The sequence below is a fragment of the Mergibacter septicus genome, from assembly GCF_003265225.1.
Classification (GTDB): domain Bacteria; phylum Pseudomonadota; class Gammaproteobacteria; order Enterobacterales; family Pasteurellaceae; genus Mergibacter; species Mergibacter septicus.
On record NZ_CP022013.1, the window covers coordinates 21,115 to 41,929 of the forward strand.

Sequence of the window (20,815 nt, forward strand, 5' to 3'; positions counted from 1 at the left end):
AAAAAGCGTTTTTGATTAAAACGCAAATATTTTGTTATAACAAAGTGCTTATGATAACCCAAAAAACTATAATTAGAGAAGAAAAAAACTGGTTAGATTATTTATCTTCCGCAATTTCAGATCCGAATGAGTTACTCCAACGATTGGAATTGCCTTTAGATAGCTTCAAAAACGACTGTGCAGCACGTCGATTATTTCCGTTGCGTGTACCTTTGCCTTTTCTTGATAAAATGGAAAAAGGTAATCCGAATGATCCTTTATTCTTGCAAGTGATGACCTCGGCAAATGAATTTTTGCAAGTAGAAGGCTTTAGTCGAGATCCGTTAGAAGAACAAGATAGTGTGAATAAAGTCCCTACCATCTTACATAAATACCATAATCGGTTGCTCTTGATGGTCAAAGGAGGTTGTGCAGTTAATTGTCGTTACTGTTTTCGCCGTTATTTTCCTTATTCAGATAATCAAGGCTCTAAAATTAACTGGCAAAAAGGATTGGACTATATCGCACAACATTCAGAAATAGAGGAGGTTATCTTCTCAGGTGGTGATCCTTTAATGGCAAAAGATCGGGAATTAGATTGGCTTATTGACAATTTAGCACAAATACCACATCTACAACGTTTACGGATTCATAGTCGCTTACCTGTGGTTATTCCTCAACGAATTACCAGCGAACTTTGTCAGATACTTGCAACTTCTCGCTTACAAGCGGTGTTAGTAACGCATATCAATCATGCAAATGAAATAGATGATCTACTCACAACATATTTACAACGTTTAAAGCAAGTCGGTGTTGTATTACTCAATCAATCTGTTCTTTTAAAAGGGATTAATGATAATGCCCAGACTTTAAAAACCTTAAATGAAAAGCTTTTCTGCGCGGGTATATTTCCTTATTATTTACATTTACTTGATAAAGTAGAAGGTGCTAGCCATTTCTGGTTAAACGATCAGGAAGCTTTAGCTATTTACCACCGCCTTCAGGAAATCAGCAGTGGTTATCTTGTCCCCAAATTAGCAAGAGAAATAGCAGGTAAAGGGAGTAAAACGTTAGTCGTGTAGTAATGCTAAAATATTAAAAGCCTTTATAATATTTATTTTGATGTTATAGCACTTATATATTTTTTAGTTTTTAAATAAAGGTGGATTGCCTGCCATAAAGATATAAAGGCTAATTTATTATTAAATGTTTTTAATAATAGACAGATTATTCTAAGCTCTTTGCTAGATTCTTTTAATGAATTTAATATATCAGAGTAACTTAAGTTTTTTAATATGTTTTGGTAGTTTCTAAAGAAAGCTAAATAAATTTCATTATTAAAATTATATTTTTCGTTAAAAATAGTATAGGTTAAATGATGTAATTTAGCAGGAATTATATTAATATTTGGGGACTTATCTTTAAAAAAATCTTCTAGATTATTGATAACAAGTTGTAAACTTGCGAGTTTTTTATAATTATTTGAACGAGTAATGCTATTTTGATTGTAAGTATAACAATAAAACGACTGGTTTGTTTTTAATATTGTATGACTATAATACATTAATTTCGGCATGACAACTAAATCTTCACCTAAACAAATTTCTTTTATATGAGTGATATTATTATTTATATATAAACTTCTTTTAATGAGTTTTCCCCATACAGATGGAGCAGAATTCCCTTGAAATAAATCATTAATTACATCTATATTATTTAATTTTTTATTCTCAGGATATTTCCCATTTTTACGGTATATCATTTTTTGATTATAATCTTGTTGATAATAATCACTAATAACTATATCAGCATTATTATCACGAGCTAGTTTATACATATGTGATATATAGTTGTTATTTACAATATAGTCATCACTATCTATATGAAGAAGATATTCTCCTTTCGCCATTTCTATACCACTGTTTCTAGCAGCAGATAGTCCTTCATTTTTAGTTTTATTGATGAGAATAATTCTATTCTCTTTCATCATATAGTTTTTTATTATTTCTAGCGAGTTATCAGGAGAATTATCATTAACTATAATTAGTTCTATATCATTAAAATTTTGATTGATAATACTGTCTAGGCATTTAGATAAATATTTTTCAGTATTATATACAGGAATAATAACACTTATCTTCATTGTTTATCCTTATTGGTTATTGAGTTTTTTTAGTATAGAACTTATAAAGTATTCTTTTTATAACTTAATTATTTTTATTTGTTTTGTAGAAAATGTAAGCGATGCCGAGACTGAATATAGAGTTTGCGTAATCTGAGTTTTCTTAATCGCCACATTTTATGGTGATGTCGGAAACTTTGTAATTTTTTAGCTAATTTTTTTTGTTTATATGCCATAGTCTATCCCTCTTATTTCTCTTTATGTTTATGCTGTATAACACTTTTTTATATCTGGATCAATCTAGCTTTAGTATTTTTATAGTTTGTATAATACATTTAATCTTAGTGTGTTTTGTGATTAGTGTGATTGATAAAAGAGCGAAAATATGATGATAAAAAATGCTAAGTTAGTATAAAAAAAACTCAATTATTTAATAAAAGCCTTTGGTTAGCTTTTTTTTAACCATTCAAACAAAAAAGATCAAATATTCCGTTGACATTGAAAGAGAAATAAGTAGAATGCACCTCACTGATTAGGCATATAATAAAAGTGCTTAATGGTGCGGGAATAGCTCAGTTGGTAGAGCACGACCTTGCCAAGGTCGGGGTCGCGAGTTCGAGCCTCGTTTCCCGCTCCAAGCCCGGGTGGTGGAATCGGTAGACACAAGGGATTTAAAATCCCTCGGCTTTCGAGCTGTGCGAGTTCAAGTCTCGCCCCGGGCACCATTTATTAGTTAATCAGTTCTGCGGGAATAGCTCAGTTGGTAGAGCACGACCTTGCCAAGGTCGGGGTCGCGAGTTCGAGCCTCGTTTCCCGCTCCAAGCCCGGGTGGTGGAATCGGTAGACACAAGGGACTTAAAATCCCTCGGCTTTCAAGGCTGTGCGAGTTCAAGTCTCGCCCCGGGCACCATTTCCTTTTGCGGGAATAGCTCAGTTGGTAGAGCACGACCTTGCCAAGGTCGGGGTCGCGAGTTCGAGCCTCGTTTCCCGCTCCATCTGATATGTCTTATATGTCACCGGCGTGTTAGCAAAGCGGTTATGCACTGGATTGCAAATCCATGTAGCTCGGTTCGACTCCGGGACACGCCTCCATCTTCTCTGATTATTGTTTTCGAAAATTCTCTTATCACTATTTAAAAAAGAGTTTGTTATGAAAACAGTAAAAAAACCATTTATTACAACAATCTTATCAACTAAAGGCGGCGTTACTAAAACTACTAATGCAGCTAATATCTCAGCATTTTGTGCAGATCATAAAATTAAAACGTTAATGATCGATACTGATGTGCAACCATCGTTGAGTTCATATTATGAATTAGATTATTCTGCCCCAGGTGGAATTTATGAATTTATTATTAATCAAAATCTAAATACAGATGAAATTATTTCTAAAACAACTATCCAAAATTTAGATTTGATTAAATCAAATGATCCTACCGGCAAAATCAGTTTATTGTTACGTAATTCACCCGATGGGGTTATTCGTTTTAATCATTTGCTCCAACAAATTAATGATTATGATTTGATCATTATTGATACTAAAGGCAGTCGTGATATTACGTTGGAAATGAGTGTGTTGGCGAGTCATCTAATCCTTTCTCCATTGTTACCAGAATTGTTATCTACACGAGAGTTTTTGCGTGGAACACTCAGTTTATATAACGATCTACGTACATACACAAATTTTGGTTTTCAGTTGCCACCAATAAAAGCGGTTGCGAATCGGGTTGATAACACAAACGATGCGAAAGATGTTATAACTCAATTACATCAGATTTTTAAAGATGAGAATTTTAATAATACAGACAATTATTCAGTAGAATTTTTAGAACTGAATATTCCTGCACGGGTTGCATATAGAGAAGCAAATACATTGTGTATGCCTATACATCGATACCGTGAGAGTGAATTCTACACAATGAAATTATTATGCTCTCAATTATTTCCACAATTTAGTAAGTTATTTGAACCTCAATCAGTGTAATGTAGAGGAGGTTTTTGATGAAAAACTCTAACTCTACAATACTCTATTCGGCAGAGCTTGAATCAGCTGTTATTGGAGCATTATTAATTGATAATGATACATGGGATGACGTATCAGAATTACTCAATAGTGATCTATTTTATGTTCAATACAATAAAATTGCGTTTGAGGAGCTTGAAAAGCTGCTAAACAGAGGTCAATCAGTAGATATTTTAATATTAGCTGATGCAATTAAAAAACGTGTATCAGAGAGTAGCGGAATATTAGCGTATTTAGCAGAGAATATACATAATACTCCAACAGCATCAAATATTGTGGCGTATGCAAATGAATTGAATAGCTATTATAAATTACGACAGTTGTCAAAACTAGGTCATGATTTAACTCAAAATGCAACATTCAAACACAAAAAACAAATTGATAATATTATTGCTGAGACAGAAAAACGTCTATTTGATATTGCATGTGCAGAAAATAAAAATTCTGTCATTAATATTACAGAAACGTTGGAAACAGTTCTAAACAAAATTGAAACAGCTAATTCATCCACAATCAACGGTATACCTACGGGAATTCAACAAATTGATGAAATGACTACGGGATTTCAACATGGTGATTTTGTCGTAATTGCCGGTAGACCGGGAATGGGAAAAACAGCATTTACATTATCAGTTATCAAATCCGTCTTAGAATCTAAACGATCTCCTATTCAGTTTTACAGCCTAGAAATGCCTGGTGAACAAATTTTAACGCGTTTTATTTCTATGATAGGTCGAGTACCTATGCAATTCATACGTAATCCAGCATTAATGGATGATTTAGATTTTGAAGGAATATCTAATGCGATCAGAGTTCTAAAAGAATGGGAGAACGAAAATAGATTATTAATTGACGATTCATCATATCTAACACCTCAAATTTTACGTACTCGAGTACGTAAAAATACTCGAATGTATGGAAAACCAGCTGCAATTTTCATTGATTATTTACAATTAATGCGTTATCCATCGGCTCAAAATCGTTACGATGAAGTTAGCAGAATTTCTAATGAACTCAAATCTTTAGCTAAGGAAATTGGGTGTCCAGTTATTGCATTAGCTCAATTAAATCGTTGCGTAGAAGGTCGAGCGATCAAAAAACCAACAACTGCAGATTTGCGTGATAGTGGAGCTATTGAGCAAGATGCTGATGTCGTAATTCTATTACATCGAGATGAATATTATACAGAAGGCGATAGCCAAATGAGGGGGCTAGCTGAAATCATTATCGGTAAACAGAGAAATGGACCAACTGGAACCGTTATTTCTAAATTTTTCGGACAATATTCACTATTTGAAACGTATTCTCAGCCATCAAACAGCAGTAACACTGATATTATAGGAGATATTTTATGAGTAACATTTCACGAGAAGCTAGAAAAAAATCTCTGCTAAAAGGCATGAGTATAGGAATTATTGAAAATAATTCGCCTGACTATTTAACACAACAAATAGTATCAGATAAACCGGAATTAAAAACTGTCACATTATTAGAATTACGTTCGTTTGATAATAATCCACGCAAAACTAAAAATCCTAAATTTAATGAAATTAAAGAGTCAATTAGAGCAAGAGGATTAGATTTCCCACCTAATATCACGAAACGTCCAAATGACGATTTTTATATTATTGCTGATGGTGGAAATACACGGTTACAAGCATTAAAAGAATTATATGAAGAAACTCAAGATCCGAAATTTTTTTCAATTAGTTGTTTGTTTAAACCGTGGAGAGCAAATAACAATCAAATAGATGGTGAATTATCGTGCCTAATTGGACATTTAGCTGAAAATGATTTAAGAGGCGATCTAACATTTATTGAACGAGCACTAGCAATTCAACAAGTGAAATCGTTCTATGAGAAACGAGATAATAATTCTCTATCTCAGAATGAGTTAGCTAAAAAATTAACACAAGACGGTTATAGCATTTCTCGTTCACTAATTACTAAGATGGAGCAGTGTATTAATCTGTTATATCCTGCTATTCCTGAAAATTTAATGGCAGGAATGGGAAAGCCTCAAATTGAAAAATTATTAACATTATACAATTATGCTGAAATTTATTGGAATAAAAAAACAACATTTAATGAATTTAAACCAATTTGGTTAGAAATCCTCAGTGTTTTTAATCGAGATGAATCTGTTTTAGATTTACATTTATTACAAGATGAACTGATCGGAAAAATGATTAGTGAACTAGATAATAGCATTACATATCAAGAAATTCACTATGAGATTAATATAGATACAAATCATAAGCAGCGACTAAAAATAGAAAGTGAAATGGATAACGCAGTTGTGCCAGTTCCAGAAACTGAACCAACGTTATTACAAATTGGAACAAAGAATAAACCTAAAAAATCTGAAAAAACAATATCTGAAAAAACAACAGAACATCTAATTACTGATGAAACTAATAGTAGCGAAATTAATTTTATTGAACCAGTTGTGTCAGTTGATACACCATCTAATTCCAATTCAATTGATGAGGAAATACCAGAAACTGAATCAGAATTAGAATCACTAGATATTTCTCCTGCCCCAGTATTATCTCAATTTGGTATGTCTCCAGGTCTAACATTCAGTGAACAGCGTAAACAACGAGCTGAACAAAACGGTATTAGTTTTGCGAACACAGGATGTCAACCAGTTGAAGATATCTGGCAAATTTTCCCAGCATTTGATGATGTAAATAAACTAAAAATTGAGGCGTTTGGATTAGCTACAGATATTGCTCAACAAGTTGGTCTGAAATCGTTGATTCAACGCACTGCTAAATCAACAGATTTTAGTTTTACTGTTGATTTAATACCTAGTGATCTAACAGAAAATCAATTAACAGTATCTATTTATGAGTTATTGTCAATGTTAGCGACAGATGATCATAGTGAGCAATTAAATTGGAATGTTAATGAGGGAATTTTATTAACCCAAATTAATGATTTAATGCTAGTGAAAATATTTCGTTTAATTCGTGTTGTAAGACGATTAAGAGAACTAAAGTCATAAACCAGAGAGGAACTTATGATGACAATCGCAACGTTTAATCTTGCTGTTTTATCTCATGTTATGTATGAACTAAAAAATGGTAATTTACGATATTGTGAACAATTTGGTTTTACATCAACTGAATTACATGAGCTAGATAAATTAACGACTGATGAACTACATCATCTGAGTCAAACAAAAACTCCATTTATTAAAATCGGGATTAATCATGATCTATTTAATAAGATGATCTCATGTGCAAAAAATCATGCTGAAACACAGAAAATCATGGACAACGCGTTAATTCTCGGTGGTAGCATTGAGCTATTAGAAAATTTTTTTGGAGAACAGAGTGCAAAAATTAGCGAACGTAGACGATTACTGGGACAGAGTAAATCAGCAGGACGTCGTTCAACGCTAGATACTAATGAGAGTTCTAAAATTTGGTACAAGTGGAAAGCCGTTCGTGATTCAAAATTAAATTTAGATTCACTAGATGCGTTAAATATATTAATGCAAATAGCCGAATCAACTAAAGTTGATCTGACAACGGTATGGAAATTAGTGATGAGCTGGGAAAGAGAACAACAAGATGAATAATATTAAAAAATTAGAGGAAAACACTTTATTTTTTGTTGGCAATCAACATGAAACAGTTCCTCTACGATTATTACAAGATCATCATTTAACTGCTCGAGCAAAATTTGCATATCAAATTATCAAAATTCATGCTCGAGCATTTAATAGTACAGTATTTCCGAGTTACGATGAATTACAAAACCTATTATCTGATACAGCGTATAAACAGGAAAAATGCTCACGAAAAATTGTTAGTCAAACGTTATTATTACTGAGATTAACGCGGTGGCTAACATTATGTGATACATCTAGAGATGAAAAAGGTAGAATACTCGGAAATATTTATTTAATACATGATGAACCATTAAGTGTTTTAGATTGTGTTCATTTTAATGAGCAATATTTAGAGCTATTAGAAAGTTGCACAAAACATAGTGATAAAATAGTGCGAGATGTTGCAATTTCTATTACGCATGAAATCAAATCATCTCAACAATCATATTTAGTTTCACATATTGATTTAATATTAGAGCGTTATCAACATTATCAAACGAAAAATTTAACAGATCAAAAATTATCAAGTATTTTTAGCGTTAGAAAACTAAGCAAAAATCAGCAAAATTTACCTAGTTCCATTAGGGAACTAAGTGAAAATCAGCAAAATTTACCTAGTTCCATTAGGGAACTAAGCAAAAATCAGCAAAATTTACTTAGTTCCCAAGATGAAGTACTTAGTACTAGTACTATTAAATATAATAAGTACAGTACTAGTACTATTAATATTCCCAACGAATTTAATTTTTCACAATTAGAGAAAAAACGAATTTTTGATTTAATTCAGAATCTGCAATTATCATCAAAAATTGCTCAATCAGTGTTAGTAGAAGCTTGTATGCGAGTTCGAGCTGGTGGAGTTCAAAAACCATTAAATTATGTATGTCATTTGTTGCGAACGGCAAAAAAAGGAGATTTTAAAGAATTTCTAATAAATAAAAATCCAAATAAAAATCAAAGAGTTGAATCTATATCAAATATATCGACTCGTTCGGTACGTTCAAATGATGAATTACAGCTAATATCAAAAAAAGCCACGATTTTGAAAAATCAATTGCGAAGTATGTAGTGGAATAAATTATATGAAATTAATAAATAATTTTGTATTGAGTTAAAACGTATAATATTTATTATTGTTATCAAATTTAATTCATAATCAAGGAGATAACAATGAACTCAAATCAAAATCAACAACAAATAGGAGTATTATCTACTGATATTTCTATAACACTACATACTCAACACGGATTAAAAATTTGGACGGGTAGAAATAGAACTGAAAATGGTAAAAAACGTATTGTTACTATCAGTACACCTAGTATATTAAATATTCTGGGTCATATACATACTCATTCAGCAAATGACGATCCTTACGCAGATGATTATTTAATAAAAATAGAGGAGAAAATTTTAAAAAATAGACAGTTAATTAAAGAATTTACTAACTCATTAGTAGATCAATATGTAGATATATTACCGCCCGATATAAAATTAGATCGTAGTTTTAGTGTCCAACCCGTTGAAATTTCATTAAAAATCAAATCTCAAATTGGTTATCAATTAGTTTATATGATATCTGAATACGATAATTTTGCTCGTTCAATAATGACTGCTACTCATATAGCAATTATTTCGAGAAATGATGCTAATTCACGTTTAGAATCTGCTACACATTTAATTAGATCATTATATGGGTTTATTCAACGGTACAAAAATGCTGGCATTACTCGTGATGAATTAATTAATGGCACAGCACGAGCATTAGCAGTAATTGAACGTTTCGGAAAATTATCAGATGAAATTATTCATGGCACTACTCGTAGTAACTATGCACCAATAAATACTAAATTATTAAAACAAATAGAGGAATAATTTGTTATGAAGAAATCATATCATGCGTTGAATGAACAGGATTATGCGAATTTAATTTTTAACACGCCATTAAATGCAGGATTAAAAAAATTGTTTAATCCTGTATCAACCCAAGTTGATTATGAAATTCTGGAGCAGTTTTTTTTAGAATCTAGGCAATCATTAATTGAAATGGGGCAGTCAATTATACAAAAAGCTCGTTCATATCCAGTTGCACATGTTCCGTTGATTTTTATTTTAGATCATACATCTAGTTCAGGTGGCAGATTTTTGCGTTGGCGTAATCTGAAAAATAATAAAAGTGGTGAGCCTGCGTATAAATATATTTTACAGGATGAAACTGTTCCAGCTGAAATTAAACAGGCTCTTGTCGCATTAGAAAACGATAGAATTGCATTTAATATGCAGATGTCTGTTTTAAATTCAATAGTGCGACAGTTGAGAGAATGTAAAGAGAAAAATAAATCTATTTTAGAATTGAGTGGGGAATATTCTAATTAGAAAAAATAACCAACGGTGCCGCCTGGCACCAAAGATTAAAAAATAACCAACGGTGCCACCTGGCACCAAAGATTAAAAAACGAGCAATGGTTCCACCTGGAACCAAAGGTTAAAAAATGAGCAATGGTTCCACCTGGAACCAAAGGTTAAAAAATAACCAACAGTTCCACCTGTATCGTTGTATCTAAATCTTATTTTGAGTTGTACTTAAGCCCTATTTTTTATTGTAGGTAAAGATTCGATAAAAAGGCCTTTTAAAGGTAAGGGGGCGTTGCCCCCTTAACCCCCACACGAGAATGAAATTATAGGTTTTATATACAAAGTAAATCATTTGATATACATATTAAGGAGCTTCTATGGCAGGTATAAACAAAGCAATTATTGTCGGAAATCTAGGTAATGAACCCGAACTACGATCATTTCCGAATGGTGATTCAGTCGCAGTAATTAATGTGGCAACTAGTGATCGTTGGCAGGATAAACAAACAGGTGAATGGCGAGAAGTAACAGAATGGCACCGTATTGTATTCTATCGTCGATTAGCTGAAATTGTCGGTGAATATTTGCATAAAGGATCAAAAGTTTATGTCGAAGGAAAGTTTAAAACCCGAAAGTGGAAAGATGAAAATGGACAAGAACGACAAACGAAAGAGATCCAGGGAGAAATTTTACAGATGTTAGATACAAAACCACAAAATTCAAAAACACAAAATTTATCAAATAACATTCAACAATATAACGATGATGACATGTTAATCTAAATTAAGAATCTATATGTATATGAAACACCTTTTTAGAAAGGTGTTTTTTTGATTTTTTCAGTAATTAATTAGTTGTTGTTAATCCTATTTATTGTACTAAATTACATATATAGAAATAATGAGAGAGGAATGACAATGAAATTATTTTTATGTGAAAAACCTAGTCAAGGGCGAGATATTGGTAAATTTTTAGGTGCAAATCAACGCTCAGATGGATACTTATTCAGTACAGATAAAAAAATTATCGTTACATGGGGAATTGGACATTTATTAGAACAGGCGGAGCCACAAGATTATGATGAAGAATATAGACGGTGGTCATTAGATACATTACCCATTATTCCAGATCGTTGGAAAATGAAAGTTAAAAAAACTACAAGCAAACAATATAAAGTTGTGATGGCATTAATTAAAAAAGCAGACCACATTGTGATTGCAACTGATCCTGACAGAGAGGGTGAAGTTATTGCGAGAGAATTGTTAGATGCTGCTAGATATAACGGAACTATTCAACGATTGTGGTTATCTGCACTCGATGACGGCAGTATTAGAAAGGCTTTGTCAAATTTACGAGCGGATAGCGAAACAAAATCTCTCTATGATGCTGGATTAGCTAGAGCACGGGCTGATTGGTTAGTCGGTATGAATCTAACACGTTTATTTTCATTATTAGCTCAAAAAAATGGTTACAAAGGAGTGATGAGCGTCGGACGAGTTCAAAGTCCTACACTCGGTATTGTTGTACAACGAGATCGAGAAATTGAGAATTTTATCTCTAAGCCATTTTATGTTTTACCTGTTGTTTGTCGTACTAATAAAAATCAATCGTTTGTTGCGTACTGGAAAGCACATGATGAAATTTGCGATGAGGAACATCGCTGTATTGATTTAAATGCAGCAAATACTGCAGCATCAGAGTTATTAAATCAATCAATCAAAATTACTGATGTTGAAACTAAACGAGTGAAAGAAAATCCTCCGCTAGTATTTGATTTAGGTACATTACAACAAACATGTTCACGTCAGTTTGGAATGGGAGCTCAACAAGTGTTGAATATCGCTCAATCATTATATGAAACCCATAAAGCTACAACGTATCCGAGGACGGATTGTGGTTATTTACCAGAATCAATGATTGACGAAATTCCTGCTGTTTTACAATCAATTGTAAATACAAATCCTGCAATGAGAAATATTGTTCAACAACTCGATCTATCGATACGTTCTCGTGTTTGGAATGATAAAAAAATTACAGCTCACCATGGCATAATTCCGACAACACAGAAAACTGATTTATCTAAAATGAATGATGATGAAATTAAAGTTTATAATTTAATTTGTCGTTATTATATGGCTCAATTTTTACCATTATATGAAGAAGATAAAACAACGGTAATATTACAAAAACAACAACACAATTTAGTTGCAAAAGGTAAAGTTGTGGTTAGAACGGGATGGAAATTGCTATTTGCTAAACATAATACAGATGATTTAAATAATAGTAGTAATATTGATGATGAACAATCTTTACCTTCACTTTCTCAGAATGATGTTTGTACTATTGTCTCAATTGATGTTAAACAATTAAAAACAACTCCACCTAAACCGTTCACTGAGGGAACATTGATTAGTGCAATGAAAAATGCTGCTAGATTTGTGCAAAATCCACAATTAAAACAAAAATTAAGAGAAACTGAAGGGCTAGGTACCGAAGCGACTCGTGCAGATGTGATTGAAACATTATTAAAACGAAATTACCTCAAACGAGAAAAGCGTAGTATTGTCTCAACACCCGAAGGGAGAATATTAATCGATGCGTTGCCTGAAATCATTAGAGATCCTGGCATGACTGCATTGTGGGAACAGGCGTTGAATGATATAGCGGCAGGGAATATGACACTGTTAGATTTTATGTCAAAACAACGACAATTTATTTCTCGAATTGTTAGTGTATCAGCTCAATCTACAATAGCGATGAGTAATATTCCTGTTGCTCCTACAAAAATATGCCCTAAATGCGGTTCTCAAATGAGAAAACGAAATAGTAAAAATGGAGAATTTTGGGGATGTTCTAATTATCCTAATTGTGATGCTATTGAGAATATTAAGAAAAAGAGAAATTACGCTAAAAAAGAAAATGAAAATGAAATTAAAATATTAGGTGAAAAACGAAAAATTAATAGAATTCCAATATAAACCAATTGTAGACAAGTTTTTCTATATAGCATAAAATTACGATGCTTGATCGTTTGTAGTTTGTCGGTTATCAAACTACGCCCTTTAACAGCTAGCTAGTTAAATAACAAACTCTCTAGCTAGCTGTTACTCAAAATACCTTTTGTTGTATTCTGAAATGAGAATACTATTTATCAATGAAATATTTCTATTTATCAATATAGTAGAATTTTAATTTAGTTTTTTGTGAAAATTAAACTAAAATTCTACTATATTTAGTCAAAACCGATCGGCGGTGAAAAACGAAGCCCTTTGTGCAGGATTGTGCCAGATTACCGTTTAATGGTTGCATAGTAAACGGGGAAAGTGTGAAAATATAAATTAATATCACGAGGATTATTTTATATTTATCTATTTTCTATTAACCAAATTTGTCTATAAACCACCAGTATTTTATATTGGTGGTTTTTTTGTAGGTATAATTTATAAGATAATTAATAAAACATTTAATATAAAATAAACTTTTTTTATTTTTTTATCTGATTTAATGTAATCATTAAGTTAAGTCGCTATCGTTGATAGCATCTTGCTCTAGGTCTGGAATGAGCTATCCAAATGACCAAATCCCAAATAACTCAAACGCTCTGAAATGAGTTTCTATTTATATAGTGAGTGTTTATTTTTCTTTACTCTAATCTAATTTAACCCGTGCGGGAAACATTTTTCCCGAGTTGGTTAGAGATGTTTCTCCGCTTTTTTCAGGAGAAACAAATTATGACTGCTCAAACTCAACAAAAAACATATTTTAATTTACATACTACTGGTATTGGTTATTTATCTAACATTCGTGAAGTTAAACCTAAAAAAGGTGCGGCTTTTTGGGCGTGTGATATTTCAGCATTATCTGGTTCTAGTGATGATGTTCAATACACTAAATTTAGTTGTAATGTGATTGGCAAAGACGCTAGTTCATTAGTTCGCAGATGTATCGATGCTTCAGAAAGAGGATCTAAGATATTGATTAGCTTTACATTAAGCGATTTGTGGTATGACACATTCACCTATTCTAAAGGTGAAAAAGCTGGACAAGTTGGTGTAATGCTAAAAGCTCGTTTAATCAATATCAAAATGATTAAGATTGATGGAAAAGTTGTTTATAAATCTCAATCTACTCAAGAGGTAAATACTCAATCTACTCAAACAGTAGATACTCAAACAGTAGTAACTAAGAATGAATCTGAAGAACCAAAATATTCTGATTCTTTCTAAATTTTTTACTCCATGCTCCTTTGCATAATTCAATAAGACTTAACGATTTTTGTTAAGTCTTATTTACTATTTTAACCCGTGCGGGAAACATTTTTCCCGAGTTGGGTAGAGATGTTTCTCCGCTTTTTTCAGGAGAAACAAATTATGACTACTAAAACTTGGTTAGATGAATTAGGCAACAATTGGTTTAATACATTTACTGATGATGAATTAGTGATTGCATATAATAATTATGTAATTTCCAACTCCGACCCTAATAACCTCAACTCTGATTTGTCTTTGATTTATAAAGGATATGGAGAGGTTAGTTATATTTTCGGTATAGAAATCGCAGATACATGCTTTAAAAATAGTAATGTACGTTTTTCTGATTTTGTAATGAAAAATGGCAACACAATTGAAAAAGTTGATGTGCGAGAATTTATACAACACTCAATAGGCGTTGATGAGTTGAAAAACTATATTAATCATTCACCACTTCTCGTTGAATTAGAAGAATTAGTGTCATTACCGTTTTAATTAATTCTTTTAATTCATTCATCCAACAAAGACTTGATCTCGTATTAAGTCTTTGTTTCTTGTCACCATAATTAAGAAATTTCTTAATTATTATTCAAATTATCTATAAGGAGATTATTCTATGGGTCTAGATATGTATGCATTCAGTACATCAAAAAAAATTGATGTAGAAACTGATTTTAAGTTAGCTGACGATGATGAGCGTGAGTTGATCCATCAATGGCGAAAACACCCGAATTTACATGGTTGGTTTAAGAAACTCTACTTTAAAAAAGGAGGAAAAGATAGCGAATTTAATATAAATAATGTCATCATTAATAATGATGATTTAGATAAATTAGAAGATGCTATTTTAAATAATAAACTACCACACACTGAAGGATTCTTTTTTGGACGATCGTCTTTAGATGATGATGAACGCCAGGACGATCTTGATTTTATTAAGACCGCAAGAGAAGAAATTAAGGCGGGCAGATCAGTTTATTACACCTCTTGGTGGTAAATAAACATAAATTAAAAGAAAGGAGAGTAATATTATTATTCTCCTTTTTTTCATTTTTTTGGGAAATGAATTTCTACTATATTTTTCATAAAGTTTTTATCAAGATATCAAAATATTTATTTAAATTTAATAAAAAAGGTCCTTATTTATGAAAAATAAAAAACTAATTTTTTTAATTTCTACATTAGCATTTAGTTTAACTGCCTGTACAACAACATCAGTAAATACGTCTACAAAAACAACAAATAAAATAAATACTGTCAAATCGACAATTAAACCTGCAAATCATTTTATTGAACCCGATCTCTATAAATTAAATAAAAATGAATTACCCGAAGTTGTACGTTTTGATCGCTATACACTAGTATCTACCGCCCCCTTAAATTCACAAAAATATTTGCTAGATCAATTAGTACACTTGAATCTGAATATTAAACGTAATTATAGTGTTGAAACTGGATTAAAAATGCTATTAAAAAATTCTGGATTTAGTTTGTGTCAAGCAACCGTGCCAGATGTACGAACCCTTTATTCTCATCCATTACCGAAAATTCACTATAAATTTGGACCTATGCGATTACGTAATGCGGTCCAAATGTTAGCTGGGAATGCGTATCAAGCTAGTGTTAATGATGTATCAAGAGAAATTTGTTTTCATCGTCGTTTAACCACGAAGTAAGAGGTAATTATGAAGTATTATAAATTTTTCTCGTTTTTGTGTTTAGTTGTGGTTTCTAAAATAGCAATGAGTGCTGGAAATATTGAACAGTATTCTACTGTCAATATAACAAATGCTCAAAATGCGGATGATAGCCAGGCGATTGAATGGGGGTTATCAAAAGAAGAATGGCAACGCTATGAGAAATTGCGTAATGGTGAGCGTAAATTTTGGTCGCCAAATCTAGACCCATTAACAATACTTGGTATTGAAGCTAAAAATGATATCGAGCGTAAAAAATATGCTCAATTATTAGCTAAAAAAGAGTTTGAGCGAGTTGAAAAGGAACTTGCCTTTCAGCGTGCTTACGATGAGGCGTTTAAAGAGTTATACGGCAATATTCTAATTATTAAATCTGATAAAGAAAGAATCACTTTCTTTACTCGTACAAAAAATTGTCAAATTTGTGACTCAAAACTTCAGCAATTACTGTTAATGAATAAACCTGTAGATATTTATTTTATTAATAGTTCTGATAATGAAATTAGAGAATGGGCAACTCAGCGTGGTATTGATATCAATAAAGTGCGTACGAAAGAAATTACATTAAATCATGATAACGGTAATTGGATCAAATATGGTAATGGCAAAATTCCTATAGCATTTAAAAGCGGTGATGGTCTATGGGAGCAAATTTATTAATTTGGATAAATAGAATTTTAAGTGGAATTTTTATTTTTATTGCTAATTGTACTTTCGCAACAGAAATACCTACTGAGTTTCATAAAATCGCTCAAGAATACAATATTCCCGTCGAAGTTCTATATGCTGTCAGTTTAACCGAAAGTCCTAAAAAAATAGCTGGAAAAATTATACCACATCCATGGACGTTAAATGTTGAAGGACACAGTTATTACTATAAAAACCGAGAATCTGCTTGTAATGCATTATCTCAATTCGTGAAAAACATACCATTAAAACGAATCGATATTGGTATTGCACAAGTCAATATTGGCTGGAATGCACAGTATCACTTTAAACACTATTGTGATGGTTTTGATGTTGTTGATAATTTGCGATTAGCTAGTTCAATTTTGAAATATTGTTACAACGTCCACAATGATTGGCTAAAAGCAGCAGGTTGCTATCATCGCCCGAAAGGTGGTAGTCCTGCTATTCGTTATCAATCCGTGATTGCTCGTCATTTATCACATCTAAACTCAGACTATTTAGTGACTAATCAAGATTATCTCAACACTGTTCAATGGATTAATCCTGACAAAATAAACTGGATTGAACCCCAAATCGTGAAGTGGGTTTATCCTTAAGGAGTATATGATGAAAAAATTAATTGTTGGTTTATATGCAAGTGCATTTTTATTCAATTCGGCTTTTGCTGATTTAAACGTGATTGCCGATTTTGGTGGAGAGAGTGCATTACGATTTTATGAGCCGCTACAACTGCAAAATTCTCCTGAAGAAATTAAAGTAGTAAATCCAAATGCACTGCCAGCAGAATTTCATGAGAGTGATTTACTACCGATTGTTTCTCATTCCCTGAAACCAGGAAAGGTTATTCCTAGACAATTTAATTTACCTGGTATGCAACCAATTTTCTTAGTCGGTGTTGATGAGCTATCGAAAAAATGGTTAGCTCAACGTAAATCGTTATTGATTAAAATAAATGCCGTTGGATTAGTCGTTAATGTTGATGATTATGCAAAATTACAGTACATCAGACAAATTGTGCCTGAAATTTTATTACAACCCGTTAGTGCAGACGATTTAGCTCAACGCTTAAATTTATCTCACTATCCCGTTCTTATTACAGATAAAGGTCTATCGCAATGAGTGATAAACACGTCATTGAAACGGTTTTACGTCCAGCCGTTGAGTTAAATACTGCAGTTGTTGCATTTTTATCCGGTGCATTATGTTTATATGCACCGTGGGCGGTAGCACTATCTATTGATATTGGTATTGGAATGACAGTGGCATTTTGGATTTTAGCGTATATCAGATTTAAACAGGGGTGGCGGATTATTCGTTATCGTCGAAATATTCGACGCCTACCGTATTACGCTCTAACTAGTAAGCAGGTGCCAGTTAGCCAGAAATTTTTATTTTTAGGACGGGGATTCGCGTGGGAGCAAAAACATACGCAACGGTTGTATACATGTACTCGTCCGGAAGTCGCTGATTATGTTAATCCATCTAAACTATATAAAATGGCACGTTATTTTGAAAAAAAATTTGAATATTCATTTCCTGCATTAACAAAACTTTTATCAAAAGATAGTATTTTAAATCCCGTTCGTCCATTGCCTCCAGTCGGGGGAAGCCCTTTAATACATGGAATTGAATTAGAGGAAGAAGATGTTTTATTGCCACTAGGAGAACGTGTTGGGCATACAATTGTATTGGGTACAACACGTGTTGGTAAGACTCGATTAGCAGAGCTTTTAGTTACACAAGATATTCATCGTGGAAAATGTGATGAGCGAGAAGTCGTTGTTTTTTTTGATCCTAAGGGCGATGCTGATATGTTAAAGCGAATGTACGCTGAAGCGAAACAGGCGGGGCGAGAAAATGAATTTTATGTTTTTCATCTAGGATGGCCCGAAGTGTCGGCTCGTTACAATGCTGTTGGACGATTTGGACGAGTTTCTGAAGTTGCTAGTCGTATTTCAGGGCAACTCAGTAGTGAGGGTAATAGTGCTGCATTTAAAGAGTTTGCGTGGCGATTTGTTAATATTATTGCTCGAGCTCAAGTTGAACTCGGGCGTCGCCCTGATTATCCATCCATAGCTCGTTATGTGCAGAATATAGATGAGCTATTTATTGATTATACAAGACAATTTCTAACTAAATACGATCCGAGAGCGTGGGATAGTGTGGCCGTTGCAGCTGGAAAAATTAATGATAAAAATACGCCTAGAAATATGATTGGACGTGATGTGCGTGTTGTTGCATTAGAGCAGTATCTCACTCAGGCGAAAATTTACGATCATGTTCTTGATGGATTACGTAGTGCAGTGCGTTATGATAAAACCTATTTTGATAAAATTGTTGCATCGTTATTGCCATTATTAGAAAAACTAACAACGGGAAAAATTGCTGAGTTATTAGCACCAGATTATACTGATATTAATGATGAACGACCAATATTTGATTGGCAGGAAATTATTAGAAAAAGAGGTATTGTTTATATCGGGCTCGATGCACTGTCAGATACAACAGTTGCCAGTGCTGTGGGTAATTCAATGTTTGCTGATCTAGTCTCAATTGCAGGACATATCTATAAATATGGGATTGATGACGGTTTGCCCGAGCAATTACAAAGCAGTAATAAGAAAGTAGCTATTAATTTACATTGTGATGAATTTAATGAATTAATGGGGGATGAATTTATTCCATTAATTAATAAAGGCGGTGGAGCAGGAGTTCAGGTAACCGCATATACTCAAACACTTTCTGATATTGAGGCAAAATCTGGCAGTAAAGCGAAAGCTGGGCAAGTCATTGGTAATTTTAATAATCTGATTATGTTACGAGTACGAGAACCAGCTACTGCAGAACTATTGACTAATCAGTTACATGAAGTTGATATTTTGAAAAATACTACGATTTCTGGAGTAACAGATAATAGTGATCCAACTAGCAAACAAGATTTTACATCTAATACGCAAGATCGTATTAGTTCAGAAAAAGTGCCGATGATTACTCCTGCTAATGTTATGAAACTGCCTAAGGGGCAAGCGTTTGTACTTCTGGAAGGGGGAAATTTGTGGAAAATTAGAATGCCGTTACCAGTATCAGATAAAAACGATGTTATGCCTGAGTCTATTTTACAATTGAGTGAGTATATGCAAGAACAGTATCAAACGAGCGAAACCTGGTCTAAAACAGCAATAGATTATTGTCCTAGTGATGATGCTATTGCTGCATTTGAGAAATTAGTCAGTACACCAATAATAGAACCTTTAAATCAAGTTGTAAAACAAGATTCAAATGGGGAAAATTGTGGTGGATAATTTTTCACAATCACAGCAACGTGATCGCAGACAGGGATTATTATCTAAAATCTGGAATGGGGTTTGGAAAATTATTTCAGTATTAATCATTTCATTGATTTTTAGCATTATTCTTGAATGGATTGGTATTACATGGTTCTGGAGTAGTGAAGGGTGGTTACATAGTAAAACGATGATGTTGTCTGAAATGCAATGGTTCTCAAATAATTTTACGCAAAGCGTACTACATACCTCTCCTGTGCGTTTGGTTCAAAAAATTGTTGAACTTGCTCATCAATATTTATTTATTAAAAGCGGTTTGTTGGAATGGTTGAATACTAGACATCAACCTAATACATTCAGTTATACTATCTATTTTTATGCACGCTCGTATATTGAGAGTGTTGTTTATGTTACAACAACGTTTGTAATTCGTTTATTGATAATATTTTTTACATTGCCGTTGTTCGCATTATCAGCGATTGTCGGATTAACTGACGGTTTAGTTAGACGAGATTTACGACGGTTTGGTTTCGGATATGAATCAAGTTTTGTCTATCATCACGCTAAACGTACGATTATTCCAATTTTAATCGGAACGTGGCTGATTTATTTATCTATTCCATTTTCAATTTATCCAAACATAATTTTAATTCCAGCGGCGTTTTTTATGGGATTAGCTATCTCAATTATGGCGGGAAGTTTCAAGAAATATTTGTAACCAGAAAAAGAAAGGGAAATGGTAAAACCATTTCCCTTGTTGTTAAATTATTCCATTATTACGAATACAATTTTTATA

Annotated in this window: 21 protein-coding genes and 6 tRNA genes; 25 read left to right on the forward strand and 2 right to left on the reverse strand. The window is 32.7% G+C overall.

The genetic code is table 11. The features are described 5' to 3' along the window. Window positions 1–50 precede the first annotated feature (50 nt). A complete protein-coding gene (gene epmB / locus CEP47_RS00110) occupies window positions 51–1,061 on the forward strand; it encodes an EF-P beta-lysylation protein EpmB (protein WP_373463114.1) in 1,011 nt (336 codons plus the stop codon). A 32-nt stretch (window positions 1,062–1,093) separates the two neighbouring features. Here epmB and CEP47_RS00115 read toward each other — a convergent pair whose 3' ends face one another. Then, a complete protein-coding gene (locus tag CEP47_RS00115; RefSeq protein WP_261919975.1) occupies window positions 1,094–2,122 on the reverse strand; it encodes a glycosyltransferase family 2 protein in 1,029 nt (342 codons plus the stop codon). A gap of 74 nt (window positions 2,123–2,196) precedes the next feature. Next, complete coding sequence (locus CEP47_RS00120; protein ID WP_261919974.1) at window positions 2,197–2,337, reverse strand: hypothetical protein; 141 nt, start codon at window positions 2,335–2,337, stop codon at window positions 2,197–2,199. 325 nt (window positions 2,338–2,662) lie between these two features. Between CEP47_RS00120 and CEP47_RS00125 the strand changes: the two genes are divergently transcribed. The 24 genes from CEP47_RS00125 to CEP47_RS00240 all read left to right on the forward strand — a co-directional run bounded on the left by CEP47_RS00125 (window position 2,663) and on the right by CEP47_RS00240 (window position 20,737). Then, a tRNA-Gly gene (locus CEP47_RS00125) sits at window positions 2,663–2,738 on the forward strand. 1 nt (window position 2,739) lies between these two features. Beyond that, window positions 2,740–2,826: transfer RNA gene (locus tag CEP47_RS00130), tRNA-Leu, on the forward strand. Between the two features lie 20 nt (window positions 2,827–2,846). Further along, window positions 2,847–2,922, forward strand: a tRNA-Gly gene (locus CEP47_RS00135). A gap of 1 nt (window position 2,923) precedes the next feature. Continuing rightward, window positions 2,924–3,011: transfer RNA gene (locus CEP47_RS00140), tRNA-Leu, on the forward strand. 9 nt (window positions 3,012–3,020) lie between these two features. Beyond that, a tRNA-Gly gene (locus CEP47_RS00145) sits at window positions 3,021–3,096 on the forward strand. 23 nt (window positions 3,097–3,119) lie between these two features. After that, window positions 3,120–3,193, forward strand: a tRNA-Cys gene (locus CEP47_RS00150). 58 nt (window positions 3,194–3,251) lie between these two features. Then, window positions 3,252–4,085, forward strand: coding sequence for a ParA family protein (locus CEP47_RS00155; protein WP_261919973.1), 834 nt, complete (start codon window positions 3,252–3,254; stop codon window positions 4,083–4,085). Between the two features lie 17 nt (window positions 4,086–4,102). Next, complete coding sequence (gene dnaB, locus CEP47_RS00160; protein ID WP_261919972.1) at window positions 4,103–5,479, forward strand: replicative DNA helicase; 1,377 nt, start codon at window positions 4,103–4,105, stop codon at window positions 5,477–5,479. Then, window positions 5,476–7,134: a ParB family protein gene (locus CEP47_RS00165; RefSeq protein WP_261919971.1), complete on the forward strand. Its 1,659-nt coding sequence runs from the start codon at window positions 5,476–5,478 to the stop codon at window positions 7,132–7,134. Before dnaB ends, CEP47_RS00165 begins: the two co-directional genes overlap by 4 nt. Window positions 7,135–7,152: 18 nt before the next feature. Next, on the forward strand, window positions 7,153–7,713 hold the full coding sequence (locus CEP47_RS00170; protein WP_265482654.1) for a DUF2857 domain-containing protein: 561 nt from the start codon (window positions 7,153–7,155) through the stop codon (window positions 7,711–7,713). Beyond that, window positions 7,706–8,815 carry an STY4528 family pathogenicity island replication protein gene (locus CEP47_RS00175; RefSeq protein WP_261919969.1) on the forward strand — a complete coding sequence of 370 codons (1,110 nt, stop codon included), beginning with the start codon at window positions 7,706–7,708 and terminating at the stop codon, window positions 8,813–8,815. Before CEP47_RS00170 ends, CEP47_RS00175 begins: the two co-directional genes overlap by 8 nt. Window positions 8,816–8,916: 101 nt before the next feature. Next, window positions 8,917–9,618, forward strand: a complete 702-nt coding sequence (locus CEP47_RS00180; RefSeq protein WP_261919968.1) for a PFL_4669 family integrating conjugative element protein — start codon at window positions 8,917–8,919, stop codon at window positions 9,616–9,618. Window positions 9,619–9,624: 6 nt separating this feature from the next. Further along, window positions 9,625–10,119, forward strand: coding sequence for a DUF3158 family protein (locus CEP47_RS00185; protein WP_261919967.1), 495 nt, complete (start codon window positions 9,625–9,627; stop codon window positions 10,117–10,119). 356 nt (window positions 10,120–10,475) lie between these two features. After that, window positions 10,476–10,880, forward strand: coding sequence for a single-stranded DNA-binding protein (gene ssb, locus CEP47_RS00190; protein ID WP_261919966.1), 405 nt, complete (start codon window positions 10,476–10,478; stop codon window positions 10,878–10,880). Between the two features lie 135 nt (window positions 10,881–11,015). Further along, entirely contained in the window at window positions 11,016–13,076 is a 2,061-nt protein-coding gene (locus CEP47_RS00195) for a DNA topoisomerase III (protein ID WP_261919965.1), read from the forward strand. 753 nt (window positions 13,077–13,829) lie between these two features. Further along, the gene (locus CEP47_RS00200; protein WP_261919964.1) at window positions 13,830–14,324 is read left to right on the forward strand and encodes an STY4534 family ICE replication protein; all 495 of its coding nucleotides are present in this window, start codon (window positions 13,830–13,832) and stop codon (window positions 14,322–14,324) included. A gap of 144 nt (window positions 14,325–14,468) precedes the next feature. Further along, window positions 14,469–14,843: a hypothetical protein gene (locus CEP47_RS00205; RefSeq protein WP_261919963.1), complete on the forward strand. Its 375-nt coding sequence runs from the start codon at window positions 14,469–14,471 to the stop codon at window positions 14,841–14,843. 121 nt (window positions 14,844–14,964) lie between these two features. Beyond that, window positions 14,965–15,345 (forward strand): hypothetical protein, encoded by a 381-nt coding sequence (locus CEP47_RS00210; protein ID WP_261919962.1) that lies wholly within the window; start codon window positions 14,965–14,967, stop codon window positions 15,343–15,345. A 148-nt stretch (window positions 15,346–15,493) separates the two neighbouring features. Next, window positions 15,494–16,024 carry a PFGI-1 class ICE element type IV pilus protein PilL2 gene (gene pilL2 / locus CEP47_RS00215; RefSeq protein ID WP_261919961.1) on the forward strand — a complete coding sequence of 177 codons (531 nt, stop codon included), beginning with the start codon at window positions 15,494–15,496 and terminating at the stop codon, window positions 16,022–16,024. A 9-nt stretch (window positions 16,025–16,033) separates the two neighbouring features. After that, the gene (locus tag CEP47_RS00220) at window positions 16,034–16,705 is read left to right on the forward strand and encodes a TIGR03759 family integrating conjugative element protein (protein ID WP_265482655.1); all 672 of its coding nucleotides are present in this window, start codon (window positions 16,034–16,036) and stop codon (window positions 16,703–16,705) included. Then, window positions 16,687–17,331, forward strand: a complete 645-nt coding sequence (locus CEP47_RS00225; RefSeq protein ID WP_261919958.1) for a lysozyme family protein — start codon at window positions 16,687–16,689, stop codon at window positions 17,329–17,331. Before CEP47_RS00220 ends, CEP47_RS00225 begins: the two co-directional genes overlap by 19 nt. Before the next feature lie 10 nt (window positions 17,332–17,341). Beyond that, window positions 17,342–17,854: an integrating conjugative element protein gene (locus CEP47_RS00230; RefSeq protein ID WP_261921028.1), complete on the forward strand. Its 513-nt coding sequence runs from the start codon at window positions 17,342–17,344 to the stop codon at window positions 17,852–17,854. Continuing rightward, the gene (gene traD / locus CEP47_RS00235) at window positions 17,851–20,037 is read left to right on the forward strand and encodes a type IV conjugative transfer system coupling protein TraD (protein WP_261919957.1); all 2,187 of its coding nucleotides are present in this window, start codon (window positions 17,851–17,853) and stop codon (window positions 20,035–20,037) included. Before CEP47_RS00230 ends, traD begins: the two co-directional genes overlap by 4 nt. Beyond that, window positions 20,030–20,737 (forward strand): TIGR03747 family integrating conjugative element membrane protein, encoded by a 708-nt coding sequence (locus CEP47_RS00240; protein WP_261919956.1) that lies wholly within the window; start codon window positions 20,030–20,032, stop codon window positions 20,735–20,737. The genes traD and CEP47_RS00240 overlap by 8 nt, the downstream gene beginning before the upstream one ends. Window positions 20,738–20,815: the final 78 nt, after the last annotated feature.